The following is a 20636-nucleotide window of genomic DNA, read 5'->3' as shown; positions in this document are numbered from 1 at the left end:
AGTCTATCCAAAGCGCTGTTAGTTTACGCAGTGAGGCAACTGAGTCTTCACGACGAGCGAATTACCTATATAAGTATTTAAAAAATATCTGTCTTCAAGCTACCTATTTCTTCCCGAATTTATATCTTAAAATCTACAGTGCCTTTTGGAAAAGTTTTCTGAGCCTTCCACTGACCTCGGCTATCTCGACTATAATTTTTGAGATGTTTATTGTCGTCTCCCGATGTCCCTGCTGATTTCCCGTCCTGAAATTCCGTCCTGTGCCTGGAAGCGTCCGTTGGGGAAAGGTTGGGAACATCCCTACACCGTACGCTACGCCAGCAATTTAGATGATGGGCCTTGGCATGGCATGCCCCTAGGGGGATTCGGGGCTGGTTGCATTGGGCGTTCCTCCAAAGGAGATTTTAACCTGTGGCACTTGGACGGGGGCAATCATATTTTCAAGAGCTTACCCGCCTGTCAGTTTAGTCTGTTTGAACAGCCGGAAGGAGAAGCGGCCCAAGCCTATGCCCTGGCAACCGAGGCCCCGGCGGATGGCAGTTTATCCCGGTGGCAGTGGTATCCCACCGAAAAAGGCACCTATGCGGCCCTCTATCCCCGCAGTTGGTACGAATATCAGGGGGTTTTTCGGAGTGAGATCATTTGTGAGCAGTTTTCCCCCGTCTGGGCTCACAACTACCAAGAAAGTAGTTATCCCGTCGCCCTCTTTGACTGGACGTTTCATAATCCGACAGATAAACCGATTACCCTCAGCTTATTGGTGACGTGGCAAAATACCGTGGGCTGGTTCACCAATGCCATCAAAACACCGACGGTGCAGGTACGGGATGACGGCAGTCCGGTCTATGAGTATCAACCCCGTTGGGGCGACAGTACAGGAAACTTTAACCAATGGATCGAAGATAATTATCGGGTCGGGTGTCTCTTTAATCGCATTCAACTACGGGATGAAGTGCAGGAGGGCGAGGGCCAGTTTTGTATTGCTAGCGTGACCAATGCCAGTCAAGAGGTTTTTTACCACAGCCGCTGGAACCCGAGTGGTGACGGCTCCGAAATTTGGGACTTTTTTGCGGGGAACGGTTCCCTCCCGGATTTCCAAGACGAAACCCCCGCGGAACCCGGTGAGCAGATTGCGGGGGCCATGGCCCTACGCTTTACGGTTAGACCAGGGCGTACCCGTAAAGTTCCAGTGATTTTGGCCTGGGATCTGCCCATTACTGAATTCGCCCAGGGGGTTCGCTACTACCGCCGCTACACCGATTTCTATGGCCGCAATGGTCAAAATGTGTGGTCGATGATCCGCACGGCCCTTAAGCACGGCGACACCTGGCGGGGCCAAATCCAACAGTGGCAGAGTCCCATCCTCCAGAATCCTGAATTGCCAGATTGGTTCAAAATGGCCCTGTTTAACGAGTTGTACCTCCTCACCCAAGGCGGCACCCTCTGGACCGCGGCCACAGAAACGGCCCCTGTGGGCCAGTTTGGGGTCTGCGAGTGCATGGATTATCGCTGGTACGAAAGCCTGGATGTGCGGCTCTACGGTTCCTTTGGCCTGATGATCAATTGGCCCCGTTTAGACAAAGCGGTGATGATTGACTTTGCCAGGGCCATTCCCCAGGCAGATCAAACCCCTCGCATCATTGGTTATAACCGGGCCGCGGCCATTCGCAAGGCCAAGGATGCTACGCCCCACGACCTGGGGGCCCCCAACGAGCACCCCTGGGAAAAGAGCAATTACACCAGCTATCAAGACTGTAATCTCTGGAAGGATCTGGGTAGTGATTTTGTTCTGCAAGTGTATCGGGATTTTGTCTTAACTGGGGAGCCGGACTATCAATTTCTGGCGGATTGTTGGCCGAGTATCGTCGCCACCCTGGCCTATTTAAAAACTTTTGATCTGGATGGTGATGGCATTCCCGAAAACTCCGGTGCCCCCGACCAGACCTTCGATGATTGGCAGTTAAAGGGGATTAGCGCCTACTGTGGGGGCCTCTGGATTGCGGCCCTCGAGGCCGCCATTGCGATTGGCCAACGGTTACTAGAGCATCCTTCCCAGGAAACCCCCCTAGAACCTGCCGCTATTCAAACTGCCATCGGTACCTATCAAACCTGGTTAGCCCAGGCACGCCAACTTTATCACCCTACCCTTTGGAATGGAGAGTACTACCGCCTCGATAGCGAAAGTGGTTCCCAAGTGGTGATGGCGGATCAGCTCTGTGGCCAGTTCTATGCCCGTTTATTGGGCCTGCCTAATGTGGTAGAAAACCAGTACGTGGAACAGGCCCTGCGCAAGGTCTATGACACCTGTTTCCTGCATTTCGCCGATGGCAAATTTGGCGCGGCTAATGGTTTACTGCCCGATGGTCGCCCGGAAAATCCCGATGCCACCCATCCCCTAGAGGTCTGGACAGGTATTAATTTTGGCCTGGCGGCCTTTTTGGTTCAGATGGGCATGAAGGACGAGGCCCTGCACCTAACAGAAACGGTGGTTAAGCAGATTTATGAGAATGGGCTGCAATTCCGCACCCCGGAAGCGATTACTGCCGTAGGAACTTTCCGGGCCAGCCATTACCTGCGGGCTATGGCCATCTGGGGGGTTTATGGCCTGCTGGTCGGTTTTACGCTCCCTAATCCCGCCGATAGCTTGACGAGTTGACACAAGGAGTTGGCATACTTCTATGGAGATCACCTTACTAGCCAGCTTGTTCAGTGGGGGAATTGTGGGGATGCCAATGGTTCCCCTGCTGACCGACAATTATCTAAGGCCTTTTCCCCTGATCAGTCAAAGCCGTGCTGAGCGCTTAGAAGAAATGTTAATCCAGGGCATGAATCGAGGTATGAAGGGGGACTATGCCGGGGCCATTGCCGTTTTTTCCCAGTTGATTAAGCGTCATCCCCGCTACGTTGAGGCCTATTTCAATCGGGGCATTGCCTACGGCCGCATGGGCCAAACCCAGGCTGCCATTGCCGACTATAGCCAGGTGATTCGTCTAGCGCCCCACTATGCCGAGGCTTACCACGAACGGGGCCTGCTCTGGCAAAAATTAGGTAAGTCGAAGGCGGCCCAACAGGATTTCCAACAGGCCGCGCGTCTATACCAAGCCCAGGGCAATCAGTTTGGTTATCAGAGCCTAGGGCCCTTCCTTTTCAAGCAACCCTAGGGACTGGCCTGGAAAAAGCCTTTAATCTTGTCAATAATAGGACGTAGGTCTTGCCACGATAATTTCAATAGCGAAAAAATGCCTACTACAATTAGCGCCAGGCCCACGAGAACATTATCTTCGTAGAGAAATAGGCCCACAAGGACGATGAAGTAGGGCGAAAAAATACCGCTAATCTTTTCGATCACATTGACCGCCTCTGGAGTACCGGGAGTGGCCGGGAGGTTTGCGTCGGGAAGTTTTTCCAGCTCTAATTTTTCCGGTTCCATAGTACTTGCCTGGGTAAAGAAAGATTAACGATCAATTCAGACCACTGCTTAGAGCAGAATGTTTCTACTGGGGCCAATAGAGTCTGAATACTGATTGTCCTATTTTAGCGGAGAGCTCCCATGACCCATCCCAAACCAGAGGCCAGGGCCACGACCCAGCAAACTTTGAAGGCATTAACCGTTTCTGGGCTGACCAGGGCCGCTTCTCGCTCTTCAGCGGTCTGGGCCCGTTGATAGCGTTGGCGTTGCAGGGCAAAGTACACCATCTGGGAAAGAATTAATAAACTAAGGGGCAGAAAGACCCAACGACTAGCCAAGACTAAACAGGCACCACTCAGAATAGTCAAGATCGACCCCAGCAGAAGAAAACGACTCACCAGTCGGTCTTCTGGTTCTTGGGTTAGGGCCTCTAGAGCGTCGTCGATAAAGATTGCCTGGCGGGCTTCCTGGAACACCAAGAACCCTCCAAAAATCCAAAAGGCCCCAAAGAGTCGCAGGAGCCACTGGAGAGTAACAGCAAAAATAACGTACCAAGCAAACGCAGATGTCATGAACCGGAAAGGAAGAGTGAGAACCGTACCTGGCTTAGAACCGAGGTTTGTTAAGCTTAAGTTTAGACTAGCGGCATGATGGCGCGTGCGGCACGAGGAGATTTTTCCATGGCTTCTACGGATTTTAGAGACTATTACGAAATTTTAGGGATCAGTAAAACCGCTAAAGAGGATGAGATCAAAAAAGTCTTTCGCAAATTGGCCCTGAAATACCATCCCGACCGTAATCCAGGGGACAAGGCCGCCGAAGAAAAATTTAAGCAGATCAGCGAGGCCTACGAAGTTCTGTCTGATCCCGAAAAGCGCCAAAAATATGACCAGTTTGGCCGCTATTGGCAACAGGCCGGCCAAGCCGGGGCAAGCTATGGCGGAGCCGGGCCGAGTGTGGACTTTGGCGGCTTTGACTTTAGCCAGTACGGCAATTTCGATGAATTTATTAATGAATTATTGGGGCGATTCCAAACCCCTGGGCAAGGCGCCAACTACAATTATCGCACCAGTCCTGGGGGCTTTGGGGATTTCGGCGGCTTTGGGGCCCAAGCACCGGCCGCTGACCGAGAAGCCAGTCTGAAATTAACCTTTGCCGAGGCCTTCCGAGGCGTACAAAAACGACTTAACTTGGGCAATGAAGTGATTGATGTGCGCATTCCGGCGGGGGCCAAAGGGGGCATGCGAGTCCGGGTAAAGGGCAAGGGTCAAACCAGTCCTTACGGTGGCCAACGGGGGGATCTTTACCTCAAGGTGGATCTAGAAGCCCATCCCTTTTTTCAGTTTGAAGGAGACAATCTCCTCTGCGAAGTGCCGATTACGCCTGACGAAGCCGTACTGGGGGCCGCCATTGATGTGCCGACGCCCGATGGCCTAGTAACGGTCAAAGTGCCCGCCGGAGTCCGTTCGGGTCAATCCCTGCGGCTGCGGGGTAAGGGCTGGCCTCTCCCTAAAGAGGGCCGCAGTGACCAATTAGTACGCCTGGTGATTGAACCCCCTAAAAATCCCAGCCCCCAAGAGAAAGAGTACTATGAGAAAATTCGGGCCCTGCGCCAAGGCAATCCCCGCCAGGCCCTGGAGCAATACGCCGCTCTCTAATCCATGAGTCCTATCCATGCCGTAATAACTACGTCATCATTATTTAAAGTTTTATGACTGCTGTTTTACAAGTTCTGCGTTCCTCCCGGCTTTGGTTGAGTCTTTTGGCCCTGGGCCTAGTCGTGACAGCGCTCAGTTTTCTACTCAAGCCCAGCTTTCGGGTCATTCCTGACCCTGGCCTGGATCAACCCCTTAGTCGTTCTGGGGAAACTCCAAAGGAAATTGCTGTCTTTGCGGGGGGCTGTTTTTGGGGCCTAGAGGCCATGTTTGAGCAGGTGCGAGGGGTTGAAACTGTGCTCACGGGCTACTCTGGCGGCACCGCCGAAACGGCTAACTATCCCCGGGTTAGTGGGGGCGGCACTGACCATGCCGAATCAATTCAAATTACCTACGACCCTAGTCAAGTCAGCTACGGGGAATTACTAAAAATCTTCTTTGCTGTGGGCCACGACCCCACCCAGGTTAATCGTCAGGGGGCCGATGTCGGTCGTCAGTACCGCTCTGCCATTTTTGCCACTACCCCTGAACAGCGGGCCATCGCCCAGGCCTATCTCGAACAACTCAAGGCCTCGGGTTTATTTGAGAAACCCATTGTTACGGAAATTAATATCTTCCAGGCTTTTTACCCCGCCGAGGATTACCACCAAGACTTTGTGGCCCATCACCCAGCCCATCCCTACGTCCTGGTACATGATATTCCCAAGTTGCAAAAATTCCGCCAGGCCTTTCCCGATAAGCTCAAATCCTAATGAAAATTGTCTTCTTTGGCACGCCAGACTTTGCAGTTCCTACCCTGGCCAGACTCCTGGGCGATTCTAGCTTTCAAGTGTTGGGGGTCGTAACTCAACCGGATAAACGCCGGGGTCGGGGCAATCAACTGAGTCCTTCCCCAGTTAAACAACTGGCCCTGGCCCATCAGCTTCCTTGCTGGCAACCCCCTCGTCTGAAAAAATGCCCGGAAACCCTAGCCCACTTGGCCGAGAGTCAGGCCGATGTCTTTGTGGTGGTGGCCTATGGTCAACTGCTATCGCCGGAAATTTTGGCCATGCCTTGCCTGGGATGTATTAATGTCCATGGTTCCCTATTGCCGGCCTATCGCGGTGCGGCCCCTCTGCAATGGAGTTTGTACCATGGCGAAACGGAAACCGGCGTGACGACAATGCTAATGGATGAAGGCATGGATACCGGGGCTATGTTGCTCAAGACCGTGATTCCCCTGCAATTGCTCGATTCCCTGGCCTCAATTAGTGACCGTTTGGCCCAACTCGGGGCCGATCTTTTGATCGAAACCCTACAACAATTAGATCAAGGCCAGCTAACACCGATTCCCCAAGACTCGGCCCAGGCCACCTATGCGCCCCTACTGCAAAAAGCCAACTTTGTACTGGATTTGCAACGACCGGCCCTGGCCCTCCATAACCAAGTACGGGGCTTCTATCCCCAAGCTCTGACGACGTTCCGGGGTCAACCGCTGAAAATTTTGGCCACGCTTCCCCTGGGAGAAGCCTACTGGCCCCTGCTTGGCCCTGACTTTGCGCCTCTCATCCAGGCTTGGCCCAGCCTAGCGAGTTTGCAAGGCCGAGTTGGTGAAGTGGTGGCAATTTTGAAAAACTATGGCCCCATTATTCAAACGGGCGTGGGTTTATTATTGCTGCGTGAGCTTCAACCCACTGGTAAACGGCCCCAATCGGGTTGGGATTTTGCCAATGGCCAGCGCTTAAACATTGGAGAGCAGTTTTTGCCGGACTAGCTTCTGAGGGAAGCGCGAAAGCGCTTCTTCGACTATTCAAGTTGGGCCTAGGGAAAAATCCCGGTAGAATAGGGCTGTTCTTGCTTGGCTTTGGTTATGACGACTGCTTTCCCTGCTATCGGTGCTGATGACTACTGCGTTTTAGGGTTAGCAACCTGCTACCTACGCGAAGAGGGCCAGTTTTACCCCGTAGAAGTGATCGAACCCATTCCGTCGGCGGCCCTGGAGGCCATCCTCAAGGGGGTTCCCACCTCCTTTCAATGGGCCTTGGCCGTGAGAGGGCAAGAGGTCATGGCGGATGGACAATGGTGTAAACCGCCGGCCTTTCCTGAAACCGCCCAATTTTGTGATGACTTTCCAGAGCGCTTCGCGGCAGCGGTGCGTACCTACCAAAGTCGGCCCCAAGCCCAGGGCCATATTCCCGTGGGAACCATCAGTCGCGATTTTAACTATTCCCTAGAGCGCAAGCGGGTTTTGAATGCAACTAAAGTGGTGCGGCCCGAAGATAATGTTAAACAGCATCCCCTCACCCACCAAACGCTGTAACCATTGCTCTACTCCCTTGCCCCAAGCAACAGGGTTTTTTTCTCGTATTTTACAAATCCTTTTGAAGCTAGATTGTGATAACCATGCTGAAACTCTACGGTGCTCCCCAAAGTCGTTCCTCGATTATTCGTTGGTATTTAGAGGAACTGGGAGTCCCCTACGAATTTGTGACCCTCGATATGAAGGCTGGTGAACATCGCCAGGAAGCCTTTCTGGCCCTTAATCCCTTCGGCAAGGTACCCGCCATCACCGAGGATACGTTTTCTCTATGGGAATCCGGGGCCATTTTGCTTTATCTCGCGGAACAACAGGGCCAACTGGGCGATGACCCTCAAACCAAGGCGCTGGTTTATCAATGGGTTTTATTTGCCAATTCGACACTAGCCAATGGCCTCTTCCTAGAACATTTGCGGGAAAAGGAAATGCCGCGTCTGCTGTCGGTGCTCAATAGCCAACTGGGCCAACAGCCCTTTCTACTGGGCGACCAATTCACGGTGGCCGATGTCGCGGTGGGTTCGATTCTGGCCTACGTTCCCATCATGCTCAAGCTCGGGTTTGATGATTACCCGGCCGTGGCCGATTATGTGCAACGTCTAGTCAGTCGTCCGGCCTTCCAACAAACCATTGGCCAGCGACCCTCATCTAACTAGATTTTCGGCTTTTCCATCCCTTTGTGAGGAATTTCATGCGTTTTTTACCCTTGTTTCTTTCCTTCGGGCTCTGGGGCGGCGTCTGTCTGGCCCTACCGCTCCCTAGCCCAGCCAATCCCATCGCTCAGGCCACCAGTAATACCAATGCCTTGAGTGAGGAAGCTATTCGTCAAATGATGGCCAAAATCGAACAGGCCGAGCAAAAAGAAGATATCAAGACCCTCATGTCCTTCTTGGCCCCCTTCATCGTTTCAGAAATTACCGTCACCACTGATGAGCAAACCACCACTCGCACGCTAGAGGGCCTGGGCGAGCACCAAGACCTACTCCAGAGTAGCTACAATCGCGTGGCCAAGCGAGAGGTACTAGAAAAAAATACCCAGATTCGCCTGACGGAAGATGGTCAATTGGCTATTGTGAAACGCCGCTCCCTCCGAGACGTGACCACGGAGGATAAAAAGAAATTTCTGTCCTTTAGTGAAGATACGATCCGGGTTGCCATGATCGGCGGTCAACCCAAGATTGTTTCTATCCGCAGTGAGGGCTGGCTAGAAGAGCGTCCCTAATCCCTTCTTCCGCTGCGATTTATTTATATCTTTGTTGAAACCTATGAAACTGCACCACCAACCATTACTGTCCCTGGGGCTGACCGCTGGCCTCGTCGTGACCCATTTGGCCTTGTTTTCCACCCCAGCCCGAGCCAGTTGGGGCGATTTTTTTCTGGGGGTTGGGGCCGCCGTGGGGGTAGGCGCTGTCGTCAATAGTAACCAGCGAGCCCAAGCTGACCGCTATCGTCCCGTACCACCCGAGCAAGAATATTGGCGTGGGGTCGAGGACGGTATGAATGGGGCCCGCTACGACAATCCCCGAAATTCCCCCGACTACGACCGGGGTTTTCAAGAGGGCCTAAGACGACGCAACCAATTCCGCTAGGCCATGGCCCTGTCTGAGCGTTACCGTCAACCCCTGACCATCGGCACCTTGTCGCTCCAGAGTCGGGTTTTTCAATCGCCCCTCTCGGGGGTGACGGATTTGGTATTTCGTCGTTTGGTACGGCGTTATGCCCCCGATTCCATGCTCTATACCGAAATGGTGAGCGCCACGGAACTGCATCACCTGCGCCAATTGCCCCAAATTATGGACATTGGCCCCCAGGAACAGCCCATTAGTATTCAACTCTTTGATTGTCGGCCGGATTTTATGGCCGAGGCCGCCCGCAAAGCCGTAGCCCAGGGGGCCCAGACCATTGACATCAACATGGGGTGTCCGGTTAACAAAATCACTAAAAAAGGGGGCGGTTCCTCCCTCCTGCGTCAACCGGAAGTGGCTGAGGCCATCGTTAAAACAGTGGTTTCGGCGGTGGACGTCCCCGTAACGGTTAAAACCCGCTTGGGCTGGAGTGATGACGACATCCAGATCCTTGAATTTGCCCAACGCTTGCAGGATGCCGGGGCTCAGATGTTGACCCTCCATGCCAGAACCCGTGCCCAGGGATATCAAGGCTCGGCCCAATGGCCCTGGATTGGCCGCGTTAAACAGGCGCTTTCGATTCCCGTCATTGCCAATGGCGACATTTTTTCGGTGGCGGCGGCCCAGGCCTGTTTAGAGCAAACGGGGGCCGATGGGGTGATGTGTTCACGGGGGAGCTTGGGCAATCCTTTTCTGGTTGGTGAAATTGACCATTTCCTGAAAACGGGAGAAACCTTACCACCCGTCACCCCCAGCCAACGACTAACGTGGGCGAAGGAACATCTCCAGGCCCTTTGGGACTACAAGGGCCAACGGGGTCTCTTCCAGGCCCGCAAACATCTGGCCTGGTACTGCAAGGATTTTCCAGGGGCCGCCCAGCTCCGGGAACAGGTGTTTCAGATGACTTCCGTGGCCGAAGGGGAAAAACTACTGGATCAGGCCCTAGTGGCCCTGGCTGCTTAGATCGCCAGATCGTTGAAACGTCATGATACTTTGCCGTAATTGACTGCCCTATGGAGGCGCGCTATATTGTCTCCAACGGCTGAAAAGTCGTTACTTTCCCTATCTAATCTTCTAGCGTGTTAGGCAGTCACTCGCCGTATAATCCCTAGTTAGACTGCAAATCCTCGATCGGGGCAGCAGGCGCAAGTCTATCTGTCAGATGCAGAATCTAGGGCAGCGCAGGTTTGCTGATGGGGGGATTTGTTAAGTTTATTGTAGGGTAGCCCTAAATTATATCCTTGACTTTTCTTAAGAATTCATCTGCATTTAACACAGACAAGGAACGGTTAAGTTGGTTAAACTGTTGATCGAAAACTGATGCTTTAAGGTAGGAGAGAGGGCTATTAGCGTTCCGATTGGATTATTTCTAACAGAGGATCATGTTAGAGGTGCTATAGAGCTTTTATCGTGTCAAGTTCAATCTAACTCGCGTACTCATCGTAGTCTAGATTTAGAAATTATTAGACGAGAAAATGCTCTTCATGGAATTGAAGCAGAGCAGTTCTACAATGACTTCATTCGGAATGATCTTTGTTTTAATTATCCAGATTGGTTTCGCGCTATTCCCTATTCTGTGCCTAAAGGTGATGGTGGAGTGCGTCAATTTCACTTTCTCGAAACTCGCCTTTGGATACTGTATTACGCTTTAGGGTTCTACTTTCTTGATTTAACACAAGCAATGAGAACTGAATTGAATCCAATTCAGACTCGTGCCTCTATTCAGACTTACTACGGAGCAAACATCCGTTTAGATAATCCACAAAGAAGCCAAATTCACTACCAAGAAGATTATCAGGAATTTACAAGAAATATACGTCGAACGGTTCGCCGTCAAATACAGAACCATAAAGTTGCTGTTCTGCATCTAGACATACAGGATTTTTTTCGTTCAATTGATCATGCCCGTCTTATGCAAGTTTTAGCAGATCAGGCTTTGCCTGCATCGCGGTTACGTCTTCGTTATGACGAACATACACGCTTAACAATTCGAGAAATTCTATTTCTAATTATTCAGCGTCCGGAAGCTTTACCTATATCTCCGCAAAATATAGTTTCTAATTTGCTAAGCCATCTTTTTCTATATCCGCTTGACTGCTGTGTGCGGGATATTCAAATGGATATCGCTCCTTCTCTAACCTTTCACCGCTACGTTGATGATATGTTCCTCACGGTACAGTTTTCTAGTGAGGAAGCTAATGAGAATATTGGAACAAGAATGCTTGATATTTCTACCCATATCGGTGAGCATTTATCTAGTAATCTTGGTCTTAGTCTGAATCCACTTAAAACCAGACTAGATATTCTTGCTTCCGAAGAGGAAGTTGATGATTTAATTGAGCGTAGCCGCTTGGTCAGTTTCTACCGCCCATTACCTGAAGAAGGGGGAGAAACGCCACAAGAAACTTTGAATCGTGCAGTCTTAGTTTTAAACAAATTAAGAGAGCAATTTAGAGATAGGGGGTATGTAGACAGGATTGCGACAAATGATGATTTAGCCCTGAAGCAGTGCTTTCGAAATGCTGTTGTCAATTACACCCGTAGTCAACAAGCTCAACAGCAACTTGAACAAGTTTTTCAGGATTGGCATCCTGCATTAATACCAAAAAGCATAAAAGTTTTAGTGTTTTTGATATCTCGTGTTCCAACTGCTTTGAATGGACTCTTAACTTATATTCGTGAAGCTTTGAGCAGTCCATTCCCATCTCTTACTACTCTTCATCTAGCTGAACATTTAATGTTAATTAATGAATACAATGAGGAATTTAGTAATGAGATTGTTCATCTTTTTCAAGCATCACCCAGTCCGTACGTTAATTTGCTTAGTCGTCTCATAAATCCTCGATCCCCCTCAGGAAACCGTTATATCAATATAGAGAATGATTGTTTACAGGAAAATAGCAGCCTTATGCAACAGGTTCGTCGCATGATTATTGCTGAGAAGCGGGGAGTCCATAGTTTAGCTTACAATCATTTGTTAAATACTTTGCAAGAGTGGTGTTTCTGTCACCACCAACCTACAATATCTCGTAACCACTATGATCGCTGCCATGTAGTAGGATGGCTTGAGTCTATAGCAAGCCATTCTGAAATTGTATTTTTAATAACCATGTTTGATCGACGCAATCGTAATACGATATCTCACCCTGGAGATGAAAGTATAGAGGTTTCTCCAGTTGATAGAGTCGAATACGAAGAGCATTTAGCAAGACTAAATCTTTTCCTACCTGATTTTTGGAGGCGGCTTTCGTAATCACATGACCTAAAACTGATCCATATAACATTGTCTCTGAGGTGAGCCATGAATGCACAACTGATGATCCAACCCTCCTCTTTTATTGATGCTGGCATTCAAATCCAGCCAGTTCGAGGGCTTTTCTTATTCAAATTTAGCGAAGACTTACAAGAGCGACTAGAGAGCCTGAACGAGAAACAGCGAGAGTCGCAGTTATCACCCGATGAAGCAGTAGAACTGATTGGAATTTTGGAACTCGACCGAATTTTTACGTTGCTGAATGCAAAAATTATTGCTGAGTCTGCTTAGGTATGGCGATTTCAAAAGAGATTCGGCAACAGGTTCGAGAGCGAGCTAAGTATCTGTGTGAATACTGTCACTCTTCAGAAGAAGCTAGCGCAGCACGGTTTGAAATTGATCATATTCAACCACGATCACGTGGAGGTGCAGATGCATTTGAAAATTTGGCTTTAGCTTGTCAGCGATGTAATAGCTACCGGTACAACTTCACAGAAGGGACAGATCCAGAATCTCAAGTCTCTACTCAGTTGTTTAACCCACGACTGCATCAGTGGAATGAGCATTTTATTTGGGAGAAAGACGGTCTAATAATTCGAGGCAAGACTTCAATTGGGCGTGCAACGTGTGATCGATTAGATTTGAACGACCAGGAACATAATGAAGGGGCAATTGTTAAAGCCCGTCGTTTTTGGATTCGGGGCGGTTGGCATCCACCGTCCGATGACACCGTTGGAGCCTGACACTGATTAGCTTAGTCGTGGCGGTATAACAAATCGTTGTGCAACATTATGAAAGTAACAAAGACCGTTAAGCCTACTAATCGAGTTGACTAGAACAGGCTGCTTAGTCGATTGGGGGCCGCTTCTGGCCAGGCTGGCTTCAAAAGGCAGAAGCAGGAGAAGCCCCTCTAAAATTCAAGATTACCGGACAAGCGAGATCGTCCAGGCCAGGGTACAAAATCGGAGATCGGTTCTATAACTAAGGAGACCCCCTGTCGGGAAAATCTAGGGATTACTAACGGCAACCACCGTAAACCCTTATCAATCAAGGAAAACTTAGGATCATGACCAAACGAACCTTTGGTGTTATTGGCCTCGCTGTCATGGGGGAAAATCTGGCCCTCAACGTCGAAAGTCGGGGCTTTCCCATCGCGGTTTACAATCGTACCGCCAGCAAAACAGAAGAATTCATGGCCACCCGCGCCCAGGGCAGAGATGTCAAGGCTGCCTATAGTCTAGAAGACTTTGTCCAGGCCCTCGAGCGGCCCCGCAAAATCCTCGTCATGGTGAAAGCCGGGGGCCCGGTGGATGCGGTGATTGAACAACTGAAACCCCTTTTAGAGCCGGGGGATATGATCATTGACGGCGGCAACTCGCTCTATGAAGACACGGAACGACGCACGAAAGACCTAGAGTCCACGGGCCTGGGTTTTGTCGGCATGGGCGTGAGTGGCGGTGAAGAAGGCGCTCTCCATGGCCCTAGTTTGATGCCTGGGGGAACCCCCGCCGCCTACCAAGAACTAGAACCGATTCTGACCAAGATTGCTGCTCAGGTAGATGATGGCCCCTGTGTCACCTTTGTTGGCCCTGGGGGCGCAGGCCACTACGTCAAAATGGTCCACAATGGCATTGAGTACGGTGATATGCAATTGATCGCCGAGGCCTACGATGTCTTAAAATCCGGTCTTGGCCTGAGCAATGACCAGCTCCAAGCCGTTTTTCAGGCCTGGAATCAAACCGAAGAGTTAAATTCGTTTCTGATTGAGATTACCGCTGATATCTTTGGCTACATTGACCCCGATACCCAGCAGTCCTTAATTGACCTGATTCTCGATTCCGCTGGCCAAAAAGGGACTGGCCGCTGGACGGTGGTGAGTTCCCTCGACCTGGGGGTTCCCATTCCCACCATGTATGCCGCGGTTAATGCCCGCGTCATGTCGGCTTATAAGAATGAGCGCGTCGCCGCTTCCCAGGCCTTAACTGGCCCTAGCCATACCTATAGTGGGGATGTCGAGGCCTTTATTCCCAAAGTCCGGGATGCGTTGTACTGTTCTAAAATGTGCTCCTACGCCCAGGGAATGGCCCTGATTGCCAAGGCCTCGGCGGAGTTTGGCTACCAGGTCAATCTGCCAGAGATTGCCCGGATCTGGAAGGGGGGCTGTATTATTCGGGCCGGTTTCCTCGATAAAATTAAGCAGGCCTTCCAGGATAATCCGAGCTTACCGAACCTACTGTTGGCTCCCGAATTCAAGCAGAGTATTCTCGACCGGCAAGGGGCCTGGCGGGAAGTCCTCATCCTGGCTAACGAATTAGGCATTCCAGTACCGGCCTTTAGTGCTTCGCTAGACTATTTTGATAGTTATCGGCGGGCCAGCCTACCGCAAAACCTGACCCAGGCCCAGCGGGATTACTTTGGCGCCCACACCTATGAGCGGACTGACCGCCCCCGAGGGGAATTTTTCCATACCGAATGGCTGAGTTCCTAGGGACAACGGCTGCTTAGGGATAATCTGGGTCAAGCGCCACCGCCGAAGATTAAGCACCGACGAAACAACTCCGGCCTGATTTTCTTCAAACAGTAAGACCCATCGAGAACGCCCTATGCTCCGACCCCGTGCTATCCAAGAAGGTTCTGTTGGCCTATTTGCTCTCCTGGGCCTTGTGCTACTGGGGGGCTTTGCCGTCTGGTTACGGGGGGGCGGCTTTGGCAGCCCCGGCTATCGCCTCCGGGTCAATTTTGATGATGCCAGCGGTTTACAGGTTGGGGCTCCGGTTCGCTTTCGGGGCATTAGTGTGGGCAAAGTCGCGGGCTTGAGTCCTAGCAGTAACGGCATCACGGCCCTGCTGGAGATTAGCTCTAATCAACTGAAAATTCCCAAGGATTCCCTGATCCAAATTGGCCGCTATGGCCTGATCGGCGAGGCTTCGGTGGATATCTCCCCCCAGCACAAACTATCAGAACAGGCCCTAGCCCTAGACCCCCTGGCCAAGGACTGCGAAGGCAATGCCGATATTCTTTGCCATGATCAGGAATTGACGGGAGAAACAGGCTCTCAATTGGTCAATAGTTTGACTCGATTGAGCCAGGCCTATAGTGACCCGGTGTTTATCGCCAGTATTAACACCACTATTCGCAATGCCTCCAAGGCCGCCGCTAGCGTGGCCAAAATGAGTGATGAAATTGGCCTACTCTCTAAGTCGGCCCGAGAACAAATTAGAGGGGTTGGTCGAACCACAACCGCCATTACCGGCGTAGCAGATAATGCGGCCCTGTTAACCCAAAACCTGAATCAAGTCGTCAGTGAAAACCAGGCCAGCTTGGGCAAAGCTATCCAGGAGGCCTCTCAACTGATGGGAAATCTCAACCAACTCGTCCGGGAAAATCGCCTCGAAGTGGGCAAAACCCTGACCAGCATCCAGTCTACCAGTACTCAATTGCAGGCCCTGGGCAAGGAAATGGAAGTCACCCTCAAGGAGGTCAACCAGGGCCTGAGTGCCGTCGATAGTCAACGCTTGGCTAAAAATCTCGATACGATCTTGGCCAATACCGCCGCTACCACCGATAATCTTCGCAAAATTTCTACCAGTCTTAACGACCCAACGCTTTTGTTTTCTATCCAACAGACCCTTGACTCAGCCCGGCTTACCTTTAGCAATACCCAGAAAATTACCAGCGATATTGAGCAACTTACGGGGGATCCTGTCTTCCGGTCTAATCTGAAGAAACTGGTGGATGGCCTGGGTAATCTGGTCTCTTCCACAGAACACCTCGAGCGTCAGGTTTACGCGGCTAAACTGCTCGAAACCAACTCCCAGCAGTTGCAGTACCACATCGACCTACACCAACGTCTACTCAGCTATCACCAAATAACTGACCCCGACCGGTTGGGCTTGGCCCTGCTCTCCCCAGTGGCCCAGGAACCTGCTACCATGGCTAGCCAGGCTTCTAAACAGGCGACGCCTGTTCCTCGTCGGCCCTGAGGCTTTCCTGTCCTGCCCCAGGTTTTGTGTCCCCGCTTTGCAATGAAAAACACCCTCACCGTTGTTGCACTCCTATTATCGATAACAGGTATTTTTGTGTCCTTAGCTCGGGAAGAGTTACGCTGTCGTCTGGGCCTAGCTGAAGCCTGTACCAGTGTGCCATCCCAACCCATTTTTCCTGGGCCGAGTCTCGAACCGAGTAGAAAGCCAGAGCTCGGGGAACTCAAGCCGGAACCGTCGCCTCCCAGTTCCGAGGCAACCACTCCTAGTGAGATCCCATCGCCCCTGTCGTCCCCAGAATCAACGCCAACCCCTGTAGTCGAGCCGCTCCCTTCCCCTAGCCCGATAGAAGCACTTCCGGCCCCAGAATCCCCGACGCCAGCGCCTGAGACGGCGATCCCAATTCCCGTCCTCCCACCTTCCCCCGACTCCTAGGAAACACTACTCCCCACGGGAATGGCCAGGGTAGCAATCACCTTGACCCCAAATTCCTCCTCAAAGACAACTTTTTTGTAGTCCAAATTCCAGAGTTCTAGCCCACAATCATCATCGGCCTGGGTGGGTACTAAATGGAGATGCAGGGCCTGGTATTCACCATCGTACTTACACTCAAAGCTTTGAATGGCCCCCACCTGACGACGATCCAGGGCCACGGCCAGGCGCAAGATGGCACTCAATTGACGCACGGCCAAACGGTGAATTTCCGAGAGCATCATGTAGGCCTCGTGGCGTTTCTTGGGCTTACTACGGCGGTGGTAACGGGCAATATTGGCAATCAGTTCTAGTTCAATTTCCGTATAGCCCAACAGCTCTGCATGGCGGATGAGATAGTAGGAATGTTTGTGATGGGAGGAATGGCTGATATAAATGCCGCAATTATGAAGAATGGCCGCCGCCCAGAGCCACTGGCGTTCCGCGTCACCCCAGTGATGGAGAATGCCTTGCAACTGGTCAAAGAAACTGAGGGCAAAGGCCGCCACCCGTTGACCGTAGGCCAAATCCACTCGGTACTTGTGGGCAATCTTGAGCACACTCCGCTGACGGATCTCGCACTGAAAGCGCAGGCGGTCTTCAATTAGGCCATGGGTCAACATCCAATCCACGATCACCCCTTCCCGCAGGGCCCGTTCACAGATGGTCAGGGTCTCCAAGTTCAGCAGGGTCATGGCCTCTAACAGGATCACCGAACCCGCCAGGATAATTTCCGCCCGCCGGTCGGAGATGCCTGGAATGGTAAAGCGGTCGGCGTAGGGCAGATGGGCCAGGCGTTTCACCCAGTCCCGGATTTCCTTGCGCGTAATTTGATAGCCCTGGAGAGGATTAGGAACCTCTCGTTGTTTCTGAAGCGCAATGATGGTGGCCAGGGTTTCAATGGTGCCGGAGGTGCCCACCAGTTTGACGGTTTCTCCAGGACGGAGATGGGTTTTAAGTTCATCCACCGGCCGCTCCAACATGCCTCGGACGTAGGCCCGGAGAGTCGCAAATTCCGTAGGATCAATGGGGTCAGAATAGATAAAGTCGCGGGTTAACCGCACGGCCCCAATTTTGGTACTGCTGAGGAAACGTGGCTCGTGACTGTCGGCCAAAATTAGTTCTGTAGAACCGCCGCCAATATCGATGATAATGTGGGGGGTCTGCTGAAAATCCATCCCCGACAAGACCCCCAGGTAAATGCGTCGGGCCTCTTCTTGGCCAGAAATGAGGTGGACGGTCAAGTCGAGTTCCGCTTGGATACGGGCTAAAAAGGCTTCTCCGTTGCTGGCCTCGCGGGTAGCACTGGTAGCCACGGCGAAAATATGATCGACTGCCGTACTCAGGGCCAGATCTTTACAGCGCTTGAGGGCCGCAATGGCCCGCTCCATGGCCGCGGGGGAGAGTTGATTGGTTTGGGGGACACGTTCTCCTAGACGGACGGTATCCTTTTCCCGAGCCACGATCGTAAAGGTGGAGAGCACCGGGTCGATGCGAACGATCACCATATGGACGGAATTGGTGCCAATATCAATGGCCGCCAACAGGCAGGGGTCGAGGATTTTTGCAGGCATCGCCATCGTAGGGGCCAACATCAGCGCAGAAAAAGTAAGGGGTATCTCATCGTTAGAACTCTATCCTATGGGAAAATTGCCCCTAGCGTGGGAGTTTCTCAGGAAAGGAACCTGCCCAAAAGAAAGACCTTTGACAGAGTCTATCAAAACCTCTGATAATTGGGTTTGTACCGTAGGGCCCACCAGCAAGCGCTAACCTCTGGGGCCAGTGGAGACGCTCCACCATCGGGGATCATTATCGATAAACCTTACCGGCCATTTATTCCAGTATCCTAGGAGAACCATAGTGAAACGACTTTTATTAAGTGTCCTTGTTGCAACTTGTTTATTCTTTCAGTTATCGGTGGGAGGGGCCAACGCGGTTGAGTTAACCGAGAGCACCCTGACCGTTCCCTTCGATGGCGCAGGCAAAACTGCCACTCTTAACTCCCAGGAGTTTGCCAGAGGCCAGAAAATTTTTGTGGATACCTGTACCCAGTGTCACCTCCAGGGCAAAACTAAAACCAACAATAACGTTAGCTTGGGCCTGTCTGACCTGTCCAAAGCCGAACCCCCCCGCGATAACCTGGCGGCCATCGTAGACTATCTTAAACATCCCACCAGCTACGATGGGGAAGATGATTACACGGAACTCCACCCCAACGTGACCCGCCCCGATATCTATCCGGAAATGCGCAACTTGACGGAAGATGACCTTTACGATGTGGCGGGTTATACCTTGATTGCCCCCAAGCTCGATGACCGCTGGGGCGGGACAATCTACTTCTAAACCTCCCCATTAGGAATTATCCTTTCCGGCTCCCCCTGTTACCGAAAAAATGCAGGGGGAATTTTATATTTATTTCTCGAAATCCCCTATTTTCCCCGGCATTAAGCCTGCTAAAGTGGAGTATCGATGATTGTCTTCCCTTTAACGCTTGACTGCGCCTGCCATGCCCTCGACGGATTTTGCTCCCTCTCTGTCTGGACAAGCTTTTTTGTCTGGCCCCCGTTCCAGTTCTCCTAATCAAAATATTGTTCCTTTAACCGCTCAAGCTAATGCCCAGGGCCGCCTTGAGGTGGGTGGTTGTGAGGTGTCGAAATTAGTAGAACGCTTTGGCTCTCCCCTCTACATTATGGATGAAGCCACCCTGCGCCAGGCTTGTCAGCAGTACCGCGAAACGTTGAAACGAAGCTATCCAGGGGATAGTCAAGTCATTTATGCCTCTAAGGCCCTGAGTTGTCTGTCCCTCTGTGCGGTGGTGGCCAGCGAGGGTCTTGGTTTTGATGTGGTTTCCGGTGGGGAACTGTATACTACCCTCCAGGCCCTGCAACAGATGGGGTTGACACCAGCCGAGGCCGCTGCCAAGATCTACTTCCACGGCAACAATAAGTCGGTTCAGGAATTAGAAGAAGCTATTGCCGCGGGCTGTACGATTATTGTGGATAACTGGCTAGAATTGGAAACCCTTGCCCAACTGGGGAGCCAGGGCCTGACCGAACCCATCCGAATCATGCTCCGCCTCACCCCCGGCATTGAATGCCACACCCATGAGTATATTAGAACTGGGCACCTGGACAGTAAATTTGGCTTTGACCCCAATCAGATCGAAGCAGTATTCACCACGGTTAGTCAGCATCCCCAGCTCCACTGCATTGGCCTCCATGCCCACATTGGCTCCCAAATTTTTGAGCGACAACCCCACCAAGACCTCGGAGCCATTCTGGTGGAATGGTTTGCCAAGGGCCTCAACCAGGGCCTGCCTTTGAGCGAATTAAACATTGGTGGTGGCTTAGGCATTTGCTACACCGAGCAGGACGATCCCCCCAGTATTGAGGAATGGTGCCATGCGGCCGCCCAAGCCGTGGTCAAGGCCTGTGAAGCGCGGCAATTGGCCCTGCCCAAACTGATTGTGGAACCCGGCCGTTCCCTCGTCGGGACAGCGGGGATCACGGCCTACACCGTGGGCAGTCGTAAAATTGTCCCGGAAATTCGGACTTACATTGCGGTGGATGGAGGCATGTCCGATAATCCCCGTCCCATTACCTACCAATCCCGCTACCGGGCCCTGTTGGCTAATCGCTTGGCGGAGCCCTGCACCGAGACCGTAACCTTGGCTGGTAAACATTGTGAATCGGGAGATATTTTGATTTCCGACCTGAATCTCCCCACGGCTCAAGCGGGAGATATTTTAGTGGTTCTGGCTACGGGGGCCTACAACTACAGTATGTCTTCTAACTACAATCGTCTGCCTCGTCCCGCCGCCGTCCTCGTCCACGATGGAGAGGCCAATTTGATACTACGGCGTGAAACCTATGCCGATTTAATTCGTCAAGACTGCCTCCCGGCCCGTTTAATTAGCTAATTGCTTGCCCACCCTGTTCCTGCACTTT

The 20636-nt window shown here is 51.7% G+C and carries 21 protein-coding genes; 18 read left to right on the top strand and 3 right to left on the bottom strand.

Features of this window, described 5'->3' with window-relative positions; all coding sequences use genetic code 11:
* Positions 1-223: 223 nt before the first annotated feature.
* Positions 224-2656 carry a GH116 family glycosyl hydrolase gene (locus ABXS88_RS01840; RefSeq protein WP_353673496.1) on the top strand — a complete coding sequence of 811 codons (2433 nt, stop codon included), beginning with the start codon at positions 224-226 and terminating at the stop codon, positions 2654-2656.
* A 22-nt stretch (positions 2657-2678) separates the two neighbouring features.
* Complete coding sequence (locus ABXS88_RS01835; RefSeq protein WP_353673495.1) at positions 2679-3161, top strand: tetratricopeptide repeat protein; 483 nt, start codon at positions 2679-2681, stop codon at positions 3159-3161.
* Here ABXS88_RS01835 and ABXS88_RS01830 read toward each other — a convergent pair.
* Positions 3158-3430 (bottom strand): hypothetical protein, encoded by a 273-nt coding sequence (locus ABXS88_RS01830; RefSeq protein ID WP_353673494.1) that lies wholly within the window; start codon positions 3428-3430, stop codon positions 3158-3160. The two genes, ABXS88_RS01835 and ABXS88_RS01830, sit on opposite strands and share 4 nt — an antisense overlap.
* Before the next feature lie 104 nt (positions 3431-3534).
* A complete protein-coding gene (locus tag ABXS88_RS01825) occupies positions 3535-3981 on the bottom strand; it encodes a hypothetical protein (protein ID WP_353673493.1) in 447 nt (148 codons plus the stop codon).
* 108 nt (positions 3982-4089) lie between these two features.
* Between ABXS88_RS01825 and ABXS88_RS01820 the strand changes: the two genes are divergently transcribed.
* From ABXS88_RS01820 to ABXS88_RS01755, 14 genes are all read left to right on the top strand, one after another.
* Positions 4090-5067 (top strand): DnaJ C-terminal domain-containing protein, encoded by a 978-nt coding sequence (locus ABXS88_RS01820; protein WP_353673492.1) that lies wholly within the window; start codon positions 4090-4092, stop codon positions 5065-5067.
* A gap of 110 nt (positions 5068-5177) precedes the next feature.
* Complete coding sequence (gene msrA / locus ABXS88_RS01815; protein WP_353674859.1) at positions 5178-5816, top strand: peptide-methionine (S)-S-oxide reductase MsrA; 639 nt, start codon at positions 5178-5180, stop codon at positions 5814-5816.
* A complete protein-coding gene (gene fmt / locus ABXS88_RS01810; RefSeq protein ID WP_353673491.1) occupies positions 5816-6817 on the top strand; it encodes a methionyl-tRNA formyltransferase in 1002 nt (333 codons plus the stop codon). The genes msrA and fmt overlap by 1 nt, the downstream gene beginning before the upstream one ends.
* Positions 6818-6913: 96 nt before the next feature.
* Positions 6914-7363: a hypothetical protein gene (locus ABXS88_RS01805; protein WP_353673490.1), complete on the top strand. Its 450-nt coding sequence runs from the start codon at positions 6914-6916 to the stop codon at positions 7361-7363.
* A gap of 83 nt (positions 7364-7446) precedes the next feature.
* On the top strand, positions 7447-8013 hold the full coding sequence (locus tag ABXS88_RS01800) for a glutathione S-transferase family protein (RefSeq protein ID WP_353673489.1): 567 nt from the start codon (positions 7447-7449) through the stop codon (positions 8011-8013).
* Between the two features lie 35 nt (positions 8014-8048).
* On the top strand, positions 8049-8579 hold the full coding sequence (locus tag ABXS88_RS01795; protein WP_353673488.1) for a hypothetical protein: 531 nt from the start codon (positions 8049-8051) through the stop codon (positions 8577-8579).
* 43 nt (positions 8580-8622) lie between these two features.
* Positions 8623-8946 (top strand): hypothetical protein, encoded by a 324-nt coding sequence (locus ABXS88_RS01790; protein WP_353673487.1) that lies wholly within the window; start codon positions 8623-8625, stop codon positions 8944-8946.
* A gap of 3 nt (positions 8947-8949) precedes the next feature.
* Entirely contained in the window at positions 8950-9945 is a 996-nt protein-coding gene (gene dusB / locus ABXS88_RS01785; RefSeq protein WP_353673486.1) for a tRNA dihydrouridine synthase DusB, read from the top strand.
* Between the two features lie 613 nt (positions 9946-10558).
* Entirely contained in the window at positions 10559-12235 is a 1677-nt protein-coding gene (locus ABXS88_RS01780) for a hypothetical protein (protein ID WP_353673485.1), read from the top strand.
* Positions 12236-12283: 48 nt separating this feature from the next.
* Positions 12284-12526: a hypothetical protein gene (locus tag ABXS88_RS01775; RefSeq protein WP_353673484.1), complete on the top strand. Its 243-nt coding sequence runs from the start codon at positions 12284-12286 to the stop codon at positions 12524-12526.
* 2 nt (positions 12527-12528) lie between these two features.
* Positions 12529-12978: an HNH endonuclease signature motif containing protein gene (locus ABXS88_RS01770; RefSeq protein WP_353673483.1), complete on the top strand. Its 450-nt coding sequence runs from the start codon at positions 12529-12531 to the stop codon at positions 12976-12978.
* A 323-nt stretch (positions 12979-13301) separates the two neighbouring features.
* Entirely contained in the window at positions 13302-14723 is a 1422-nt protein-coding gene (gnd, locus tag ABXS88_RS01765; RefSeq protein WP_353673482.1) for a decarboxylating NADP(+)-dependent phosphogluconate dehydrogenase, read from the top strand.
* A 115-nt stretch (positions 14724-14838) separates the two neighbouring features.
* Positions 14839-16218: an MlaD family protein gene (locus tag ABXS88_RS01760; protein ID WP_353673481.1), complete on the top strand. Its 1380-nt coding sequence runs from the start codon at positions 14839-14841 to the stop codon at positions 16216-16218.
* A 42-nt stretch (positions 16219-16260) separates the two neighbouring features.
* A complete protein-coding gene (locus ABXS88_RS01755) occupies positions 16261-16653 on the top strand; it encodes a hypothetical protein (protein ID WP_353673480.1) in 393 nt (130 codons plus the stop codon).
* Here the strand turns inward: ABXS88_RS01755 and ABXS88_RS01750 are convergent.
* The gene (locus ABXS88_RS01750) at positions 16650-18281 is read right to left on the bottom strand and encodes a Ppx/GppA phosphatase family protein (RefSeq protein ID WP_353674858.1); all 1632 of its coding nucleotides are present in this window, start codon (positions 18279-18281) and stop codon (positions 16650-16652) included. The two genes, ABXS88_RS01755 and ABXS88_RS01750, sit on opposite strands and share 4 nt — an antisense overlap.
* Positions 18282-18549: 268 nt before the next feature.
* On the opposite strand from ABXS88_RS01750, the gene psbV reads away from it, so the two are divergent.
* The gene (psbV, locus tag ABXS88_RS01745) at positions 18550-19032 is read left to right on the top strand and encodes a photosystem II cytochrome c-550 (RefSeq protein ID WP_353673479.1); all 483 of its coding nucleotides are present in this window, start codon (positions 18550-18552) and stop codon (positions 19030-19032) included.
* A 163-nt stretch (positions 19033-19195) separates the two neighbouring features.
* Positions 19196-20608 (top strand): diaminopimelate decarboxylase, encoded by a 1413-nt coding sequence (gene lysA / locus ABXS88_RS01740; protein WP_353674857.1) that lies wholly within the window; start codon positions 19196-19198, stop codon positions 20606-20608.
* Positions 20609-20636 lie beyond the last annotated feature (28 nt).

Origin of the sequence: Synechocystis sp. LKSZ1 (assembly GCF_040436315.1) — a bacterium.
In the GTDB taxonomy this organism is placed as follows: domain Bacteria; phylum Cyanobacteriota; class Cyanobacteriia; order Cyanobacteriales; family Microcystaceae; genus Synechocystis.
Note: the sequence above shows the minus strand (reverse complement) of the source record. Positions and strands in the feature narration are given on the sequence as shown.